Origin of the sequence: Undibacterium sp. Tian12W (genome assembly GCF_049339405.1) — a bacterium.
GTDB lineage: Bacteria > Pseudomonadota > Gammaproteobacteria > Burkholderiales > Burkholderiaceae_D > Undibacterium.
In genome coordinates, this window is sequence record NZ_JBMPPK010000013.1 from 179004 (window position 1) to 192624 (window position 13621).

The window sequence follows — 13621 nt, forward strand, 5'->3', positions numbered from 1 at the left end:
GTACAAAACTGCGGACAATATCTTGAGCAATACAAAAACCTGCAATACGACCAGTTTAATTTCTTCATGCGGCAAGCATTGCACAGGCCAGCTGAGCCGCCTGTTTTTCACAGTATTCTGTTTCTCGTTCACCAGCCCGGCCTTTGCTTTTTCACCCACATCCAATCTCGAAGAGCTGATCTATGCAGCCATTGGCAGTGCGATAGTCAGCCTGATTGCCATGGTCGTGGTGTTGATCAAATTGAAGATCAGTTTATTGCCACGTTTGCTTGCCATGTTGGTGACGCCTGTGCTGGTTTTCCCGCTGTGCATGGCGGGCAGCATGGGCATGGGTTACATTGCGCATGAAATCAAGCAGTACCAGCAAGAACAGGATGCGGCACACATCGCCAGCGTAGAAGAAGACGCCTGGCAGCATAATTTCTTGCGCATCAATGCCTGTGAGGGCAATCATGCCTTGCTGCAATCAGAACTGGCCTCGGGCAGGCATCAGATAGAAAACAAGTTACGCGCCTTGAATGAATGTGTGCTGCCGCAGGCCGATGCGCAGGCATTGCGCATCCTGTTGCAGGATGCGGTGAGCAATGACAAGGATGGACGCGCCTATTGCACTTACCTGCCACCGGTCTTGCAGAGCATGAATACCGTTTTGCTGGATGTATTTGTCGAGCAAAAGCTGTCGCTCGCCTGCACTTCGCCCAAATATGCTTATGTCCCCGACACAAGCAAAGTCGCGCCAGCATGGTGGGATATTCTGAACGATGGGCAAATCACATCAGACACCAAAGACACAGATCGCCTGTTGACTATTTTGCGCTATTTGCAGGCGCATAATGTGGATATGAAAATCGTCGCGAATGACCGTTCGCTGCTGACTATCGCCATGGAAAGTGGCAAGGTCGATCTTGTCCTGTTTGCCCTGGATGCAGGTGTCGATCCTTACGCCATCCCTGAGAACGATAGCATGCTGTCGCCACAGCAAATCTGGACCCTGCAAAGATTTGGCTATGCCGATGCGGGGCCAATAGCGTACAGCGAAGCAGACCAGAAACGCATACAGTCACACCTGCGTGAAATGAATAGCAAGGAGGCGGCATCACTGGCACAGAAGCTGCCGCTTAAAGGCGGCCTGGCAGCGGCCAAAGATGGCGGTGCCGGGTTACTGGCCTACCTGATCAAAAGCAGCAACAATATGCGCGAGCTTAACCGCGCTGGCCGCGATCTCATCGACGTATATGCCCAGACATCACCGGCGGTATTGGACGTGCTTGACCGTCTTAACGATCAACAGTTGCGCGATTTTATCTGCCCGGATGCCAGCAACAGGGGCGACGACATTGACAATAGCAATGGCCATGCACTGTATGCACGTGCAGTCAGCGCCGAGAATCAGGCGCTGGTCAATTTCTTCAAACGACGCAAGATGCCTGAGACTTGCCCGGGCATGCCCAGGCAAGAGCAGTAACACAGACACAGCACTTGCGTTGACCTGATGGCAAACCCGTGCTGACCTGCTATCAAGTCAATGCAGGTGCCGGTTTGATATTTGGCAGCGGCACGTTCTTGCCATCGACAGTCAGGCTGAATGTCGCCCCATTGTGCACCAGCCGCACTTTCAGCACGCCCTTCTTTTTATAGACAACGGTACCATTGAGGCTGAGCTCGCCATCCTTGAGTTCAAGGATATTACCGCTTTCATTGGCAATGCCTGCCACGCCATCGATGGTCGAAACTTTGGTATCGCCGTCTATCTTGACGCTACTGCTATTGGTATCGGGTGCTGCAACGGCGGGGATATTTGCCGACAAGGCTGCCAGCATACTGAGCAAGACGAGTGTGGATTTCATTTTTGATCGTGTCATCACAAAGAAATTAAAGAAGCACTACCCTAAGACATATCAATTACTTTGTCAAATAGGCAATGCAAGCCAGGCTCATATGCATGGCCGCTGCGCTGCCTTGAAGCCGACACGCATCTATCTTCATGAGTATCTTCATGACTATCTTCATGACTATCTTCATGAGCACCGGCACTGGCATGAGTGTCGGCAACAATGTAGGCACGGATGTAGGCACCAATCTAGCAATAAAGCAGAACGAAAAAAAACCTGCCAGTGGCAGGTTCTTTTAAAGTCACCCAAGCCGGAATAAACGCCCTTACTATCTGTAAAGTGAATCTATATCCCAGGATGACATGTTATGTATGCCGTGCTTATCCCTGCTCCCTGGCTTATCTGCCAGGTGATACAGTTCTTTGCAACGTGAAGACATTCTAAACACTCCAGACACGCAAGTCTGTACGCTGACACACACACTTTCATTTCCACCGGGTTTTACCAAATGTAATTAAAGCTGAATCTGACCCGTAACTCCTTATACTCGCGGCTTATAGAATAATTAAGCTTATTTGACATGACATTTTGCCGCGCTGATTTATCCTGCTATTTACACAAAGCCTCGTTGCTGACAACGCTGCTCGGCATCGCCCTGGTGACGCCGGCATTGCAAGCCATGCCTGTTGAAGTGCATACCCGCATCGCTACGCCCGCCATCACAAGCAAAAAAATAGCACTGACACTGGATGCATGCTCGGGCAAGTTTGATGCTGAGTTGCTCGATTTTTTGATACGCAAGCGCATACCCGCGACCATCTTTGTGACCAAAAAATGGCTGGACAAAAACCCGCAAGGCGTTGCCATCATCAAGGCTAATCTTGATCTGTTTGATGTTGAAGACCACGGCGAAAAACACATCCCCGCCATCATAGGCCCGGGCAAAAAAGTCTATGGTATGGCAGGTGAACCCGACATCGCCAGCCTGCAACGTGAAGTCACCGAAGGTGCCAAAGCCATCACCAGCGCCATGGGCACGACACCGCAATGGTACCGCGGTGCCAGTGCCAAATATGACCCGCAAGCCATGGACGAAATCAAGCGCATGGGTTACAAGATCGCCGGTTTCTCCCTGAACGCCGACCAGGGCGCGACCCTGCGCAAGCATGCCATCATCAAGCAATTCAAACGCCTGCAGGCTGGTGACGTCATCATAGCCCACATGAACAAGCCAGCCTCTGACTCTGCGGAAGGTTTGGCAGTGGCACTGGAAGAGACATTGAAACAAGGCTTTGTGTTTGTACGGCTGGATCAGGTAGAGTTGCAGAGAGTGGATTTGCAGAAGCAGCAGAACGCGAAGCGTAGTCTGGCTTTGGCGAATTGAAGTGGTTTCAGCCTTCGTCTTCTGAGGCAGAGAATCAGAGGTTTTTGTAGGGTGCGTTTGAACGCACCGATTCTACGTAAAGTAAAACGGAGATCGACCAACTTTTCCGCTTTAGAGATTGCTAAATAAATGGTGCGTTGAAACGCACCCTACGAGGCTGATCGTTTTTACGCAGGCTATTCAGGTGCAAGCTCAAACGCGACTTTCGCCCCTGCTTTCGTCAAAGGCATTGATCGAAGCATAAGCTCCTGCTTCGTGGCAACTTCCACCGTTGGGCGCGGCTGTTTCAGCAGTTCCGCGACTTCCTTCAAACTTTTTCCAGTCATTTGCCGAATCTCAAAAAAAACTCGCTCAAATGAAGGACCCATATCGGTGATGACCATACAATACCTGTCGCGATGAATTTCTTCTTTGATTTCCATTACTACCAAGCTCCCTAAAAACGATAGAGTGTAGGTGCGATTAGCTTGCGTAATCGCACGCATGCATGCCGTCAAACTACCTTGCCTGCATTAGATGCCGCACTATGCCTGTGCCCGCGTTTGCAATACTCACAATTGGTACACATGCAGCCCATACCAAAACCAAAGCACATAAAGAAGATGTCAAACGCCCTCTCTTCAAGTCAATTCGAGGCCAAAGGCGCCAAAGAATTCCACGCCGCCTGCGTCAGATGCTCGCGGTATTTTTTGGGTGAGGTATTTACCCGGCCAGACAACCAGGCGCGGCAGTAGTTTTCTGCCTGGCCTATCAATAGCGATGGCAACAAATCATCTGGTATGTGCTTGATCAAATCACGCCTGCCGGGTGCGGCCCACCAGGCGTGCATGTTTTTATTGCGGGCGCGGTTACGGCTTGCCAGTTCATCGGCCTGCGGCCCTTTGGCAATTGCTGCGCGTGCCTGGTACTGGAAGCGTGCCAGCTCTGGTTGCTCAGTCACCCAATCGACGTAGGCGCAGACGATGGCGGCCACGCCTTCTTGCGCGGTCTGGGCTTTGCCCAGGTAGTCTGCCAGCAGACGCGCCTGGTCTTCGAGCGCGCTGAAGAACAGCGCTGCCACCAGGCCTTCTTTGCTGCCAAAGTGGTGATAGATATTACCGACACTGGTGTCGCAATGCTGCTTGATGATTTCTATCGTGGTCAGGTCCAGGCCATGTTCATTAAAACAGGCGAGTGCACCCAGCAGGATATCGCGCTTTAACTGCGCACGCCTGCCGGGGTAATTGCGTTCGAGTACGTCTGCTGTTGCCAAGTCTATGCTGCCTGAAAATGAGTAAGAAGCTAAATGAGCGTGACCGTTTAATGTCGATGATACCGCAGCTCGCCCGGGAGTAAACCGCTTGACACCGAAAAATGTTCTAGAATAATATTCTTAAACAGAATTTAATTCTATTTAAGAATATTATTCTAATTTAAGGTTTTTCTTATTTACTTCAGGAGACAATCAATGAGCCAGGCATTAGAGATGTTCAAACTCGGCGGCCCCGAGCAGTTCAGTAAAATGGTTTGCCAGATGGCCCCTTACTTCAGCACCATCAACCCCACACTGACTGAACTGCGCCCCGGCTATGCATCTGCCAGCGTGCCTTTTCGCCGCGAGATCACCAATCACCTGGGCACCATCCATGCGATTGCCCTGTGCAATGCAGCTGAACTGGTGGCTGGCACGATGACCGATGTCACTGTCCCCGCAGGTGCGCGCTGGATACCCAAAGGCATGACGGTGGAATATTTGGCCAAGGCCAAGACCGATGTCACGGCAGTAGCAGATGGCAGCGGCCTGGACTGGAGCACGGCGGGCGACAAGATCGTGACCGTGGATGTGGTCGATGGCGGCGGCGTTAAAGTTTTTACGGCGCGCATCACCATGAATGTGAAGCTGGCGGAGTAAACAGACTGCGACATTAATGTTAGCCGCCGCCGTAACGTAGTGCGCATTATAATGCGCCCTACGTTTATCCCTATGCCAAGGTTGCCGTGATCAAGTTGCAGGCAAGCTGCAGAGTGCGCTGCTACCTACCCTGCGCACTCTCAACTGGTGGTCAATTCAATAAAACCCGATCTTCACCGATAATCTATACGTGTAATGTCTTTGACAGACCCACGGTACAGGTGGGCACGGGTATGCATATCGAATATGCCTTCTATCAAAACACGTTTGCGATTGAAGGCTGACTTCAGTTGTTTTTCCTTTTTTTGATAACGCATGAAATCATTTTCCGTTTCCATCTGCCCTTCTTGTATAGACAGCCATACAGATTCGGCAGGCGAGCTGTCTTTGCTCAATTGCAGCGCAATGGTTTCGTCAGCAATCAAGAGGTATCCTGTGACACTGATTTTCTTGCCATGAAAACGCTCAGGCGCGGTGATCAGATTAATGATGGAAACCGCATAGCGTTCGCATTGACTATCTGCAGCACGGCTATGGCAATAGAATTGATCAATATCCGCATCGCTTGCATTTGCAGCAGAAAATGCAAACATCAACATCAACATCAACATCAGTTTCAGACCTGGAATTTTCAAAGCGATTCCTCTTTCACATATGAACTGGAGCTTGATTCGCTCAAGAATTCCGCAGGCAAGTATCCGGCACATAGGCTTACTCTGCTAAACTACATTATGGCACTACCATCTGCACAAGATGATATCTTTGACCAACGCCTGGCCCTTCTCCCGCTATCGGACATTCCTCATGGACTTCATACTGGAATTCTTTTTCGAAATCCTGTTTCAAGTGATCCTCTATGGCACGGGTCGCGTGCTGATTCCTGCCCTGACTTTGGGTATCATGCGCGGTGAAGGATTCAAGAGCAAAACACCGGCGGGCAAATCCTATTACTGGCGCGACAGCAAGGGCCTGGTCCTGAGCACCAATGTGACCATCTTTATTGGCCTCTTGTTCTGGGTAGGCGTTGCTATTGCAGCGGTGGTCTATTTCAATCGCTGATCAAGTCAGGCTTACGCCCTGATCCAGCCCTTGGCAATAGGCCAGGCCAGCAGATAGCGGTAAAGTTTTTCCACCGCCTGCATGAACGGCTTACCCCATCTTGCCCACACCGGCAACAGCAACAAATAGGCAAACAACGACACCGCAAGAGCACCCAGCATATCCAGCGGAAAATGCACACCCAAGAATATCCTTGACCAAGCAACCGCAATACCCACAACAGCCGTTACCATGCCCCACAGCAGCTCACCTGTCAGCAGCAGGCTGCAAGCCATGCTGGCAAAGACGATGCCGTGGTCGCTAGGGAAAGAGGGGTCAGCAGCATGCGCTATCCAGGTATGCCCCAGTCCTATCATGAAGGGTCTCGGATGTGGCCAGAACAAAGCCAGCAACTGGCCTATGCCAAGAGCGACACAACAAACCAGGCAGGCCCGGAGTGCCAGTTGACGGCGCTGTGGCAGCCACAGCCAGGCTAGCACGAGGACCAGCGGAATCAGGTAAATCAGCACATCGGCTATAAACCTTGCGGTGCTGATCAGACTGGCACCCGTTTGATCACCGGCATTCAATTGTAAAAACAGGCTACGGTTCAATACTTCCAGTGCATTCATCAACTTCGTCCTTTTGATCCTGTATGGGGTTCATGTATGAATTGTATATGACATTCATAGACGGGAATTTTGGATAGTAAGCAAAATGATTTACGTGAATAATCAGGCAAAAAATAGAGCAACGGCCATGTTTCCGTCAGATGCTATTTTTTCCTTTGGATGAAAAACCACAATCCCGGCGTGTTTTATCCTCGTCGCATGTGGTTTGAATGTATTCAGATTTCGATACAAAATCCCTTCCACTTTGTTTTTTCAGCATGCTTTTCACTGTCTTTCCACTCTCTTTTCACTCTCTTTTCACTCTGCATCGCATGATGTCACTGAGCAGTTTTTACATTGCTTCACACATTTGAAAAAACCTGCGTCGCACAAGAAAGCACGATGTAGTGCCGAAACGGCACAAGGGAGAATTTGTCGCAAAACTATACTCGGTCAAGCCCAGAGAAATTTGCTTGTTACTATGAAGGATGTGGGAACCAGCAAGTTTTTTTGACATGATTAAATGTGTTTCGCAGTATCTCCCATACTGATGAGACCTGATAAAAATACCGGAGTCTGTATATGTCAGCACAACTGCAATCCCTTGCTGTTGAACCCAACATCACCGCGCCACGCCAGCCGTGGAAAGAAATCTGCGCTGCCAGTATCGGCAATGCGCTGGAATTTTATGACCTGCTGATCTATGGCTATTTCGCCATCATCATTGGCAAACTGTTTTTTCCGGCAGAAAGTGAAACCACGTCCTTGCTGCTCAGCGTTGGTACCTTTGGGATTTCCTTTGTCATGCGCCCGCTGGGTGCCATCATGCTGGGGTCGTATGCTGATCGCGCCGGTCGCAAGCCTTCGCTGACATTGTCGATCACCATCATGATGATAGGCACAGGCATGATCGCCTTTGCACCGACATATGCGCAGATTGGCATCGCCTCGCCTATCATCATTATCGTTGCACGCATGTTGCAGGGCTTTTCTACCGGTGGTGAATTTGGTGCTGCCACGGCTTATATGGTGGAACATGCTGACGGCAAACGCCGTGGCTTTTTCGCCAGCTGGCAGTTGTCTACCCAAGGGCTGGCGACGGTGCTGGCTGCCGGTATCAGTGCGCTGCTCAGCTATACGCTCACGGATGCGCAGTTGAGCGACTGGGGCTGGCGTCTGGCGTTTGCCTTTGGTTTATTGGTCGGGCCTGTGGGGCTGTATATACGCAACCAGATTGATGAAACACCAGAGTTCAAAAAAGTAAAAGACGTCAAGGCAGAACGCTCCCCCCTACGCACTGTGCTACTGCATGAGACCACCAACCTGCTGCTGGGCATAGGTGTAGTGTCGGGTGCGACGGCATTCAATTATGTGCACAAACTGTACATGCCCACTTACGCCTTGAAGCAATTGCACATACCCGCCACCTCTTCATTTTTGGGTGCGATGATCACGGGCGTGGTGCTGATGATTACGGCCCCTATCTTTGGCGCGATGTCTGACCGCTTTGGCCGCTTCCGTGTATTGTCGATTGCCCTGATGCTGATCGGCCTGACGTCTTACCCGCTGTTTTTGATCTTGAACACCTGGCCAACGGTGACGACGCTGATCGCCGTGCAATTTCTGGTGGGCTTATTGATCGCTGCCTGTCTGGGCCCGATACCGGCAATGCTGTCTGACATCTTCCCGACCACATCACGCGGTACTGGTCTGGCCTTGAGCTATAACTTCTCTGTCACCATCTTTGGCGGTTTTGCACCTCTGCTGGTGACGTGGATGATCTCTGCCACTGACAACAAGATGGCTCCTAGTTTTTATGTCATGGCGACGTCTGCCATCAGTGTCATCGCCGTGCTGGCGCTTGGCCGACGCATGAAACGCAGGCCGCAGAGCTAACACTCACCTCGCTTTTTTCCCCATTTTTTTACCGCTCTCCTGCATGGCAGGCTGGGTCACCCTTTGTCTTTTTTTGGAATTATTTACATGAAAACCCTGGATCAGATTCGTGCCGGATTACCTGTTTATCCTATCGAGGTCGATTTCCCTGACATTTCCAGATGGCAGAAAAGTAATACCGGCGTCGATTACATCCACACTTTCGACAGCGGCATCGCTGGCCCGCATGTCATGGTGATGGCGCTCACGCATGGCAATGAAGTCAGCGGCGCAATTGCTGTCGATGCCCTGTTGCAGATGCGGCCCAAGCCTTTGCAGGGCCGCATCACGCTGGGCTTTGCCAATGTGGATGCCTACCTGAAGTTTGACATCAACAACCCGGATGCAACCCGCTACATTGATGAAGACATGAACCGTGTCTGGTCAGCAGCCAGGCTCTATGATAAGGGCGGCAGGGACGACAGCGTGGAATTGCGGCGCGCCCGTGCGCTGCGGCCCATCATCGACAGCGTCGATTACCTGCTCGACATCCATTCCATGCATGAAGAATCGCCACCGCTGATGATGAGTGGCCCGCTGGAAAAAGGCTTGCGCTTTGCCGCGCAAATTGGCGTGCCAACCAATGTGATTGCGGATGCAGGACACCCAAATGGCAAACGCATGCGTGACTATGGCGGCTTTGGCGATATCAACAGCCCAAAGAATGCCTTGCTGGTGGAAACCGGCCAGCATTTTTCTGCGCGCAGCCGCGATGTAGCGCTGGATACGGCCAGCCGTTTTCTGGCAGCCACCGGTGTCATGGACATCATGCAACTGTCGCACTTTTTGAAACTGGCTTACCCGGTCACGCAACGCTTTTTGCAAGTCACGCAACCGGTCGTCGCCAAAACCATGGACTTTGCATTCAGCCGCGATTTCCGTGGGCTGGAACTGATCAAGACTGCTGGCACCACGATAGCCACAGACAACGGTACAGACATCGTCACACCGTATGACGATTGCGTCATCGTCCAGCCTTCATTGCGACACCTGGGGCCGAATGTCACCGTCATGCGGCTGGCAAAAAAAATACCGGATGGCCATGCAGACAACGAAGGACATGCTTGATTTTTTACCTGATTGATTTATCCGTTTTTTCCATCAAAACCTTGCAAGGATTTACCATGAAAACCCCACTCTTGAGCATCGCCACATTGCTTTCTGCCATGTCAGCCATATCAGTCACGGGCCTGGCGCAGGCACAATCCAGTGTCACCGTGTATGGTGTTGTCGATGCTGGTATCGTATATGAAAACAATGGCAGCACCACCGTCACCCGCATGGACAGCGGCATCTTGAACAGCAGCCGCCTGGGTTTTAAAGGGACAGAAGACCTGGGCAATGGCCTGAACGCTATCTTCCTGCTCGAAAGCGGCTTCAATGTCGATACCGGTGCGCAATCTGACGCGGCCAGGCTGTTCAACCGCCAGGCCTTTGTTGGCCTTACCGGTGCATTTGGTGCAGTGCGCATGGGTCGCCAGGTCAATCCTGTGTATGCCAACAATGCGACTTTTGATCCTTTTCGCATCGGCATGGCGGGTGATTCTTCCCGCCTGATCAGCTTTAACGGCAGCCGTACCGACAACCTGCTGACCTATAGCTATGCCGCCAATGGCTTGCGGGGTGAATTGCAATATGGTGCCGGCGAAGTGGCGGGCAACAACAGCGCCAACCGCACCCTTGCTGGCTTTGCCGGTTACCAGGCCGGGCCTGTGGATGTCGTCATCACGCACCAGAACATCAGGAACGCAGCTGACACCAATGCCACCAAGATGACCCTGATCGGTGGCAATGTGCAAATCGACTGGGCCACTCTGTACGCCGCCTATGGCTGGGAAAAAGGCGTGATACTCGGCACCACCAGCCCGCTCGATCAACGCGACTTGTTGCTGGGCGTGCGCGCCAAGGCAGGCGAAGCTGGCACTGTAGTTTTCTCCTACATCCGCAAGACTGACAAGGCGGTGGCGAATGCGGATGCAACACAAGTGGCGATAGGCTATATCCATGATCTGTCAAAACGCACTGCGCTATATACCAGTTACGGGCAAATCCGCAATGACGGTGCGGCCAAATACAAGGTGCTGGTTGGTGGCGCGACGGACAAGGTATTGAACATGGGTGTGCGTCACTATTTTTGAATATTCCTGCCGGGCAGAGTGACATGAGTCTGCCCTGTTGTTCCTGTTGTCGCTGACGTCGCTGGTGTTCCTGCTCTCCCCTCTCCGATAAATTTTCCAAGGAATATGATCATGAAAACATTGAAATTGCTTGCCTTGTCCCTGCTAATGCTTTGTTTCACTCCTGCTTTTGCAGTAGATACACCTGAAGACGCCATCGCCATTGTCAACAAAGGCCTGGCCTATGTCGATGCACATGGCAAGGACGCGCTGATCAAGGAAGTCAATAATAAAAACCCGGCCTTCATCAAAGGCAATGTCTATCTTGCCCTGCGCTCTATGGATGGCACCACCATCGCCCATCCAGTCAACCCGCGTGCGGTGGGCAAGAACATGGTGGTCTTTGCGGATGCAGATGGCAAATTCTATCGCAAGGAAATCATTGACATCGCCAAAACCAAGGGCAAGGGATGGGTGGAATATCGCTACAATAATCCCGAAACCAAGGAATTGGAAAAGAAAGCAACCTATTTCGTGCGCAGCGGCGATATGATATTGGAAGCGGGAATTTACAAAGGCAAGTAAGCCAAATAAGCTCACCATCAACCTGCCATAAGCGATTGCTACCAAGAGGGCATCAACATGCAACTGACATGGCTGGAAGATTTTGTCGAACTGGCACGCACGCGCAGCTTTTCGCGTGCGGCTGAAAACCGCTTTGTGACCCACCCTGCATTTGGGCGGCGCATACGTGCGCTGGAAGAATGGGTCGGTGCCAGCCTGGTAGAACGCCAGCAACCGGTGTCGCTTACCCCGGCAGGCCTGCTTTTTCTGGATGCAGCCATCCACACGCTGGATGTGCTGAACGCCACCAGGGCACAAGTGCAGGATACCGCTTACCGCCAGGACGACACCCTCAGGATAGCCACCGGCCGCACGCTGGCCAATACTTTTTTCCCTGACTGGTATGAATCGGTGAACCGCCGCTATGGGCCGTTCTCTGCTTCCATCACCACCAGCGGTGCGCAAGAAGCGATCAAGCATTTATCGGCTGGGGATGTTGATCTGGTGGTCAGCTATTCCAGCCCGGCCACACGGCTGCTGCTGGACCCACGACAGTTTGAAACCATGGCGCTGGAACGCGAAGTGCTGGTGCCTGTCAGCGCGCCAGATGCGCAGGGGCGGCCAAAATTTCGCATCTCGGTGTCAGGCAATGCGCCGACGCCGTGGCTGGCGTATTCCACCTCTCTCACCTTGCGCGGCGTGCTGGCCAGGCACCTGTCTGAATTGCCGCGCAAGCTGGCCTTGCAAACCGTGTTCCAGGCGGATTCATATGAATCGATACTGGAAATGGCCAAGCGCGGCACCGGCCTGGCCTGGTTGCCCCAGCGCCTGATACAGGACGACTGGAAGCAGGGCAAACTGATGATCGTCGGTGATGCCAGCATGCGCGTCAGCTTCGACATCTGCCTGTGCCGTCTGCGCGGCAGTAACAATGCCATCGCCGATAAAATCTGGAATGGTTTGCTGGCGGATACTGGACAGAGTGGCGGTCAGGGCGGATAAATCTCTTTTGCGCCGGCTAAAGCAGGGCATCACCTCATTCAATGAAATGCCCGCCAGCACCAATCACGGTCACCGTCACAAAGCCTGACCCATTGTGCTTACCAGCAGAAAAACTGACCGGGAAATCACCAGCATTCCAGTCATGCATGGATTCCAGCGCGGCCAGCAAGGCCGGTCTGGTCAGCTTGTTGCCAGTGCGTTTCAGCGCTTCTGTCATGACCTTGGCGGCGATAAAACCTTCCAGCGAAATATGGCTGGGTGTGGTCTTCAATGCAGGCGTGGTCGTGGTGTTGAGCGTGGCCTGGTATTCGCGGGCGATCTGGGTCTTGCCATTGAAGGGCGATGGCACCACCTGTGACAAGACCAGGCCACGGCTTTCTTCACCCAGTTCAGCCACCAGTTGATGCCCGGCGATCAGGCTGCGGGCAAAGTATTGTATGGGTTTTACCAGCGCGGCCTTGTTGAATTGCTGGATAAACTGCACCGCATCTTTTCCCGACACGCCCAGCACCACCGCATCCGGGCGCGCCTGTGCCAGCACACCCAGGTTTTTGGAAAAGTCACTGGACTGTAAAGAAATTACCGTGCTGACCAGCGGTGTCAGTTTCAGCGTCTGCACCTTGCCTGCCAGTTCTTTTTCCAGCGCAGCGCCTGAAGAACTGTCATAGCGTATCAGCGCCACCCGCTTCAAACCCATGACAGCAAATTGTTTGATCAGGGTATCAAGCTCTGCAGAAAAACTGGCACGTGTCATGAACAGATAAGGGTTGGCAGTCGCATACAATTCATCATTGCCCGCATAAGGTGCCACATAGGGTACTTGCGCTGCCGTGGCGATGGGCAAAGACACTTTAACCGTATTGGTAAACATATGCCCGAACAGCGCCAGCACATGATGTTGCGCTATTAGCTTGCGGGTATTGTCTTCTGCTTGCTTTGGTACATAAGCATCATCAAAGGTCAGCAATTTGATGGCGCGGCCATTGATGCCACCCTGGCGGTTTATCTTATCAAAATACAGTAGCGCACCATCACGGTAAGCCTTGCCAAGCTCACTGAAACTGCCAGTCAAAGGAGCTGACTGACCAAGGACGATATCTGCAGCACCCTGATTATCTGCCCATGCATTGATGGTTACGGCGCATGACAGAGAGCAAAATAACGAGCAAGCCAGCACGACTTTGTTCAGTATGAATCTTGAGCGCACGTCGAACTCCAACAATGTAAGAGCATGGTCAGAACCAGGG

At 52.2% G+C, this 13621-nt stretch carries 16 protein-coding genes; 10 read left to right on the forward strand and 6 right to left on the reverse strand.

Annotated features, from left to right (window positions below; translation table 11 throughout):
• The first annotated feature begins 22 nt into the window (after positions 1–22).
• Complete coding sequence (locus tag ACO0LI_RS17925) at positions 23–1465, forward strand: hypothetical protein (RefSeq protein ID WP_423034248.1); 1443 nt, start codon at positions 23–25, stop codon at positions 1463–1465.
• Between the two features lie 52 nt (positions 1466–1517).
• On the opposite strand, the gene ACO0LI_RS17930 is transcribed toward ACO0LI_RS17925, so the two are convergent.
• Positions 1518–1847: a hypothetical protein gene (locus ACO0LI_RS17930; protein ID WP_423034250.1), complete on the reverse strand. Its 330-nt coding sequence runs from the start codon at positions 1845–1847 to the stop codon at positions 1518–1520.
• A gap of 149 nt (positions 1848–1996) precedes the next feature.
• On the opposite strand from ACO0LI_RS17930, the gene ACO0LI_RS17935 reads away from it, so the two are divergent.
• Entirely contained in the window at positions 1997–2131 is a 135-nt protein-coding gene (locus tag ACO0LI_RS17935) for a hypothetical protein (RefSeq protein ID WP_423034252.1), read from the forward strand.
• A gap of 281 nt (positions 2132–2412) precedes the next feature.
• On the forward strand, positions 2413–3216 hold the full coding sequence (locus tag ACO0LI_RS17940; RefSeq protein ID WP_423034254.1) for a polysaccharide deacetylase family protein: 804 nt from the start codon (positions 2413–2415) through the stop codon (positions 3214–3216).
• Positions 3217–3392: 176 nt separating this feature from the next.
• Here ACO0LI_RS17940 and ACO0LI_RS17945 read toward each other — a convergent pair whose 3' ends face one another.
• Positions 3393–3638 (reverse strand): hypothetical protein, encoded by a 246-nt coding sequence (locus ACO0LI_RS17945; protein ID WP_423034256.1) that lies wholly within the window; start codon positions 3636–3638, stop codon positions 3393–3395.
• Between the two features lie 203 nt (positions 3639–3841).
• Positions 3842–4468, reverse strand: a complete 627-nt coding sequence (locus tag ACO0LI_RS17950; protein ID WP_423034258.1) for a TetR/AcrR family transcriptional regulator — start codon at positions 4466–4468, stop codon at positions 3842–3844.
• Between the two features lie 195 nt (positions 4469–4663).
• Here ACO0LI_RS17950 and ACO0LI_RS17955 point away from each other — a divergent pair, with 195 nt between their 5' ends.
• Positions 4664–5107 (forward strand): hotdog fold domain-containing protein, encoded by a 444-nt coding sequence (locus ACO0LI_RS17955; protein ID WP_423034260.1) that lies wholly within the window; start codon positions 4664–4666, stop codon positions 5105–5107.
• Between the two features lie 173 nt (positions 5108–5280).
• Here the strand turns inward: ACO0LI_RS17955 and ACO0LI_RS17960 are convergent, their stop codons facing one another.
• Positions 5281–5742 carry a hypothetical protein gene (locus ACO0LI_RS17960; protein ID WP_423034262.1) on the reverse strand — a complete coding sequence of 154 codons (462 nt, stop codon included), beginning with the start codon at positions 5740–5742 and terminating at the stop codon, positions 5281–5283.
• A 169-nt stretch (positions 5743–5911) separates the two neighbouring features.
• Here ACO0LI_RS17960 and ACO0LI_RS17965 point away from each other — a divergent pair, with 169 nt between their 5' ends.
• Positions 5912–6166, forward strand: a complete 255-nt coding sequence (locus ACO0LI_RS17965; RefSeq protein WP_423034264.1) for a hypothetical protein — start codon at positions 5912–5914, stop codon at positions 6164–6166.
• A gap of 11 nt (positions 6167–6177) precedes the next feature.
• Here ACO0LI_RS17965 and ACO0LI_RS17970 read toward each other — a convergent pair whose 3' ends face one another.
• Complete coding sequence (locus ACO0LI_RS17970) at positions 6178–6777, reverse strand: phosphatase PAP2 family protein (protein WP_423034266.1); 600 nt, start codon at positions 6775–6777, stop codon at positions 6178–6180.
• 561 nt (positions 6778–7338) lie between these two features.
• On the opposite strand from ACO0LI_RS17970, the gene ACO0LI_RS17975 reads away from it, so the two are divergent.
• From ACO0LI_RS17975 to ACO0LI_RS17995, 5 genes are all read left to right on the forward strand, one after another.
• A complete protein-coding gene (locus tag ACO0LI_RS17975) occupies positions 7339–8652 on the forward strand; it encodes an MFS transporter (protein WP_423034268.1) in 1314 nt (437 codons plus the stop codon).
• An 87-nt stretch (positions 8653–8739) separates the two neighbouring features.
• Positions 8740–9759, forward strand: coding sequence for a succinylglutamate desuccinylase (locus tag ACO0LI_RS17980; RefSeq protein WP_423034270.1), 1020 nt, complete (start codon positions 8740–8742; stop codon positions 9757–9759).
• A gap of 56 nt (positions 9760–9815) precedes the next feature.
• Positions 9816–10829 carry a porin gene (locus tag ACO0LI_RS17985; RefSeq protein WP_423034272.1) on the forward strand — a complete coding sequence of 338 codons (1014 nt, stop codon included), beginning with the start codon at positions 9816–9818 and terminating at the stop codon, positions 10827–10829.
• 111 nt (positions 10830–10940) lie between these two features.
• Positions 10941–11393: a cache domain-containing protein gene (locus ACO0LI_RS17990; protein WP_423034274.1), complete on the forward strand. Its 453-nt coding sequence runs from the start codon at positions 10941–10943 to the stop codon at positions 11391–11393.
• A 57-nt stretch (positions 11394–11450) separates the two neighbouring features.
• The gene (locus tag ACO0LI_RS17995) at positions 11451–12374 is read left to right on the forward strand and encodes a LysR family transcriptional regulator (protein ID WP_423034276.1); all 924 of its coding nucleotides are present in this window, start codon (positions 11451–11453) and stop codon (positions 12372–12374) included.
• Between the two features lie 34 nt (positions 12375–12408).
• On the opposite strand, the gene ACO0LI_RS18000 is transcribed toward ACO0LI_RS17995, so the two are convergent.
• A complete protein-coding gene (locus ACO0LI_RS18000; protein ID WP_423034278.1) occupies positions 12409–13581 on the reverse strand; it encodes an ABC transporter substrate-binding protein in 1173 nt (390 codons plus the stop codon).
• Positions 13582–13621 lie beyond the last annotated feature (40 nt).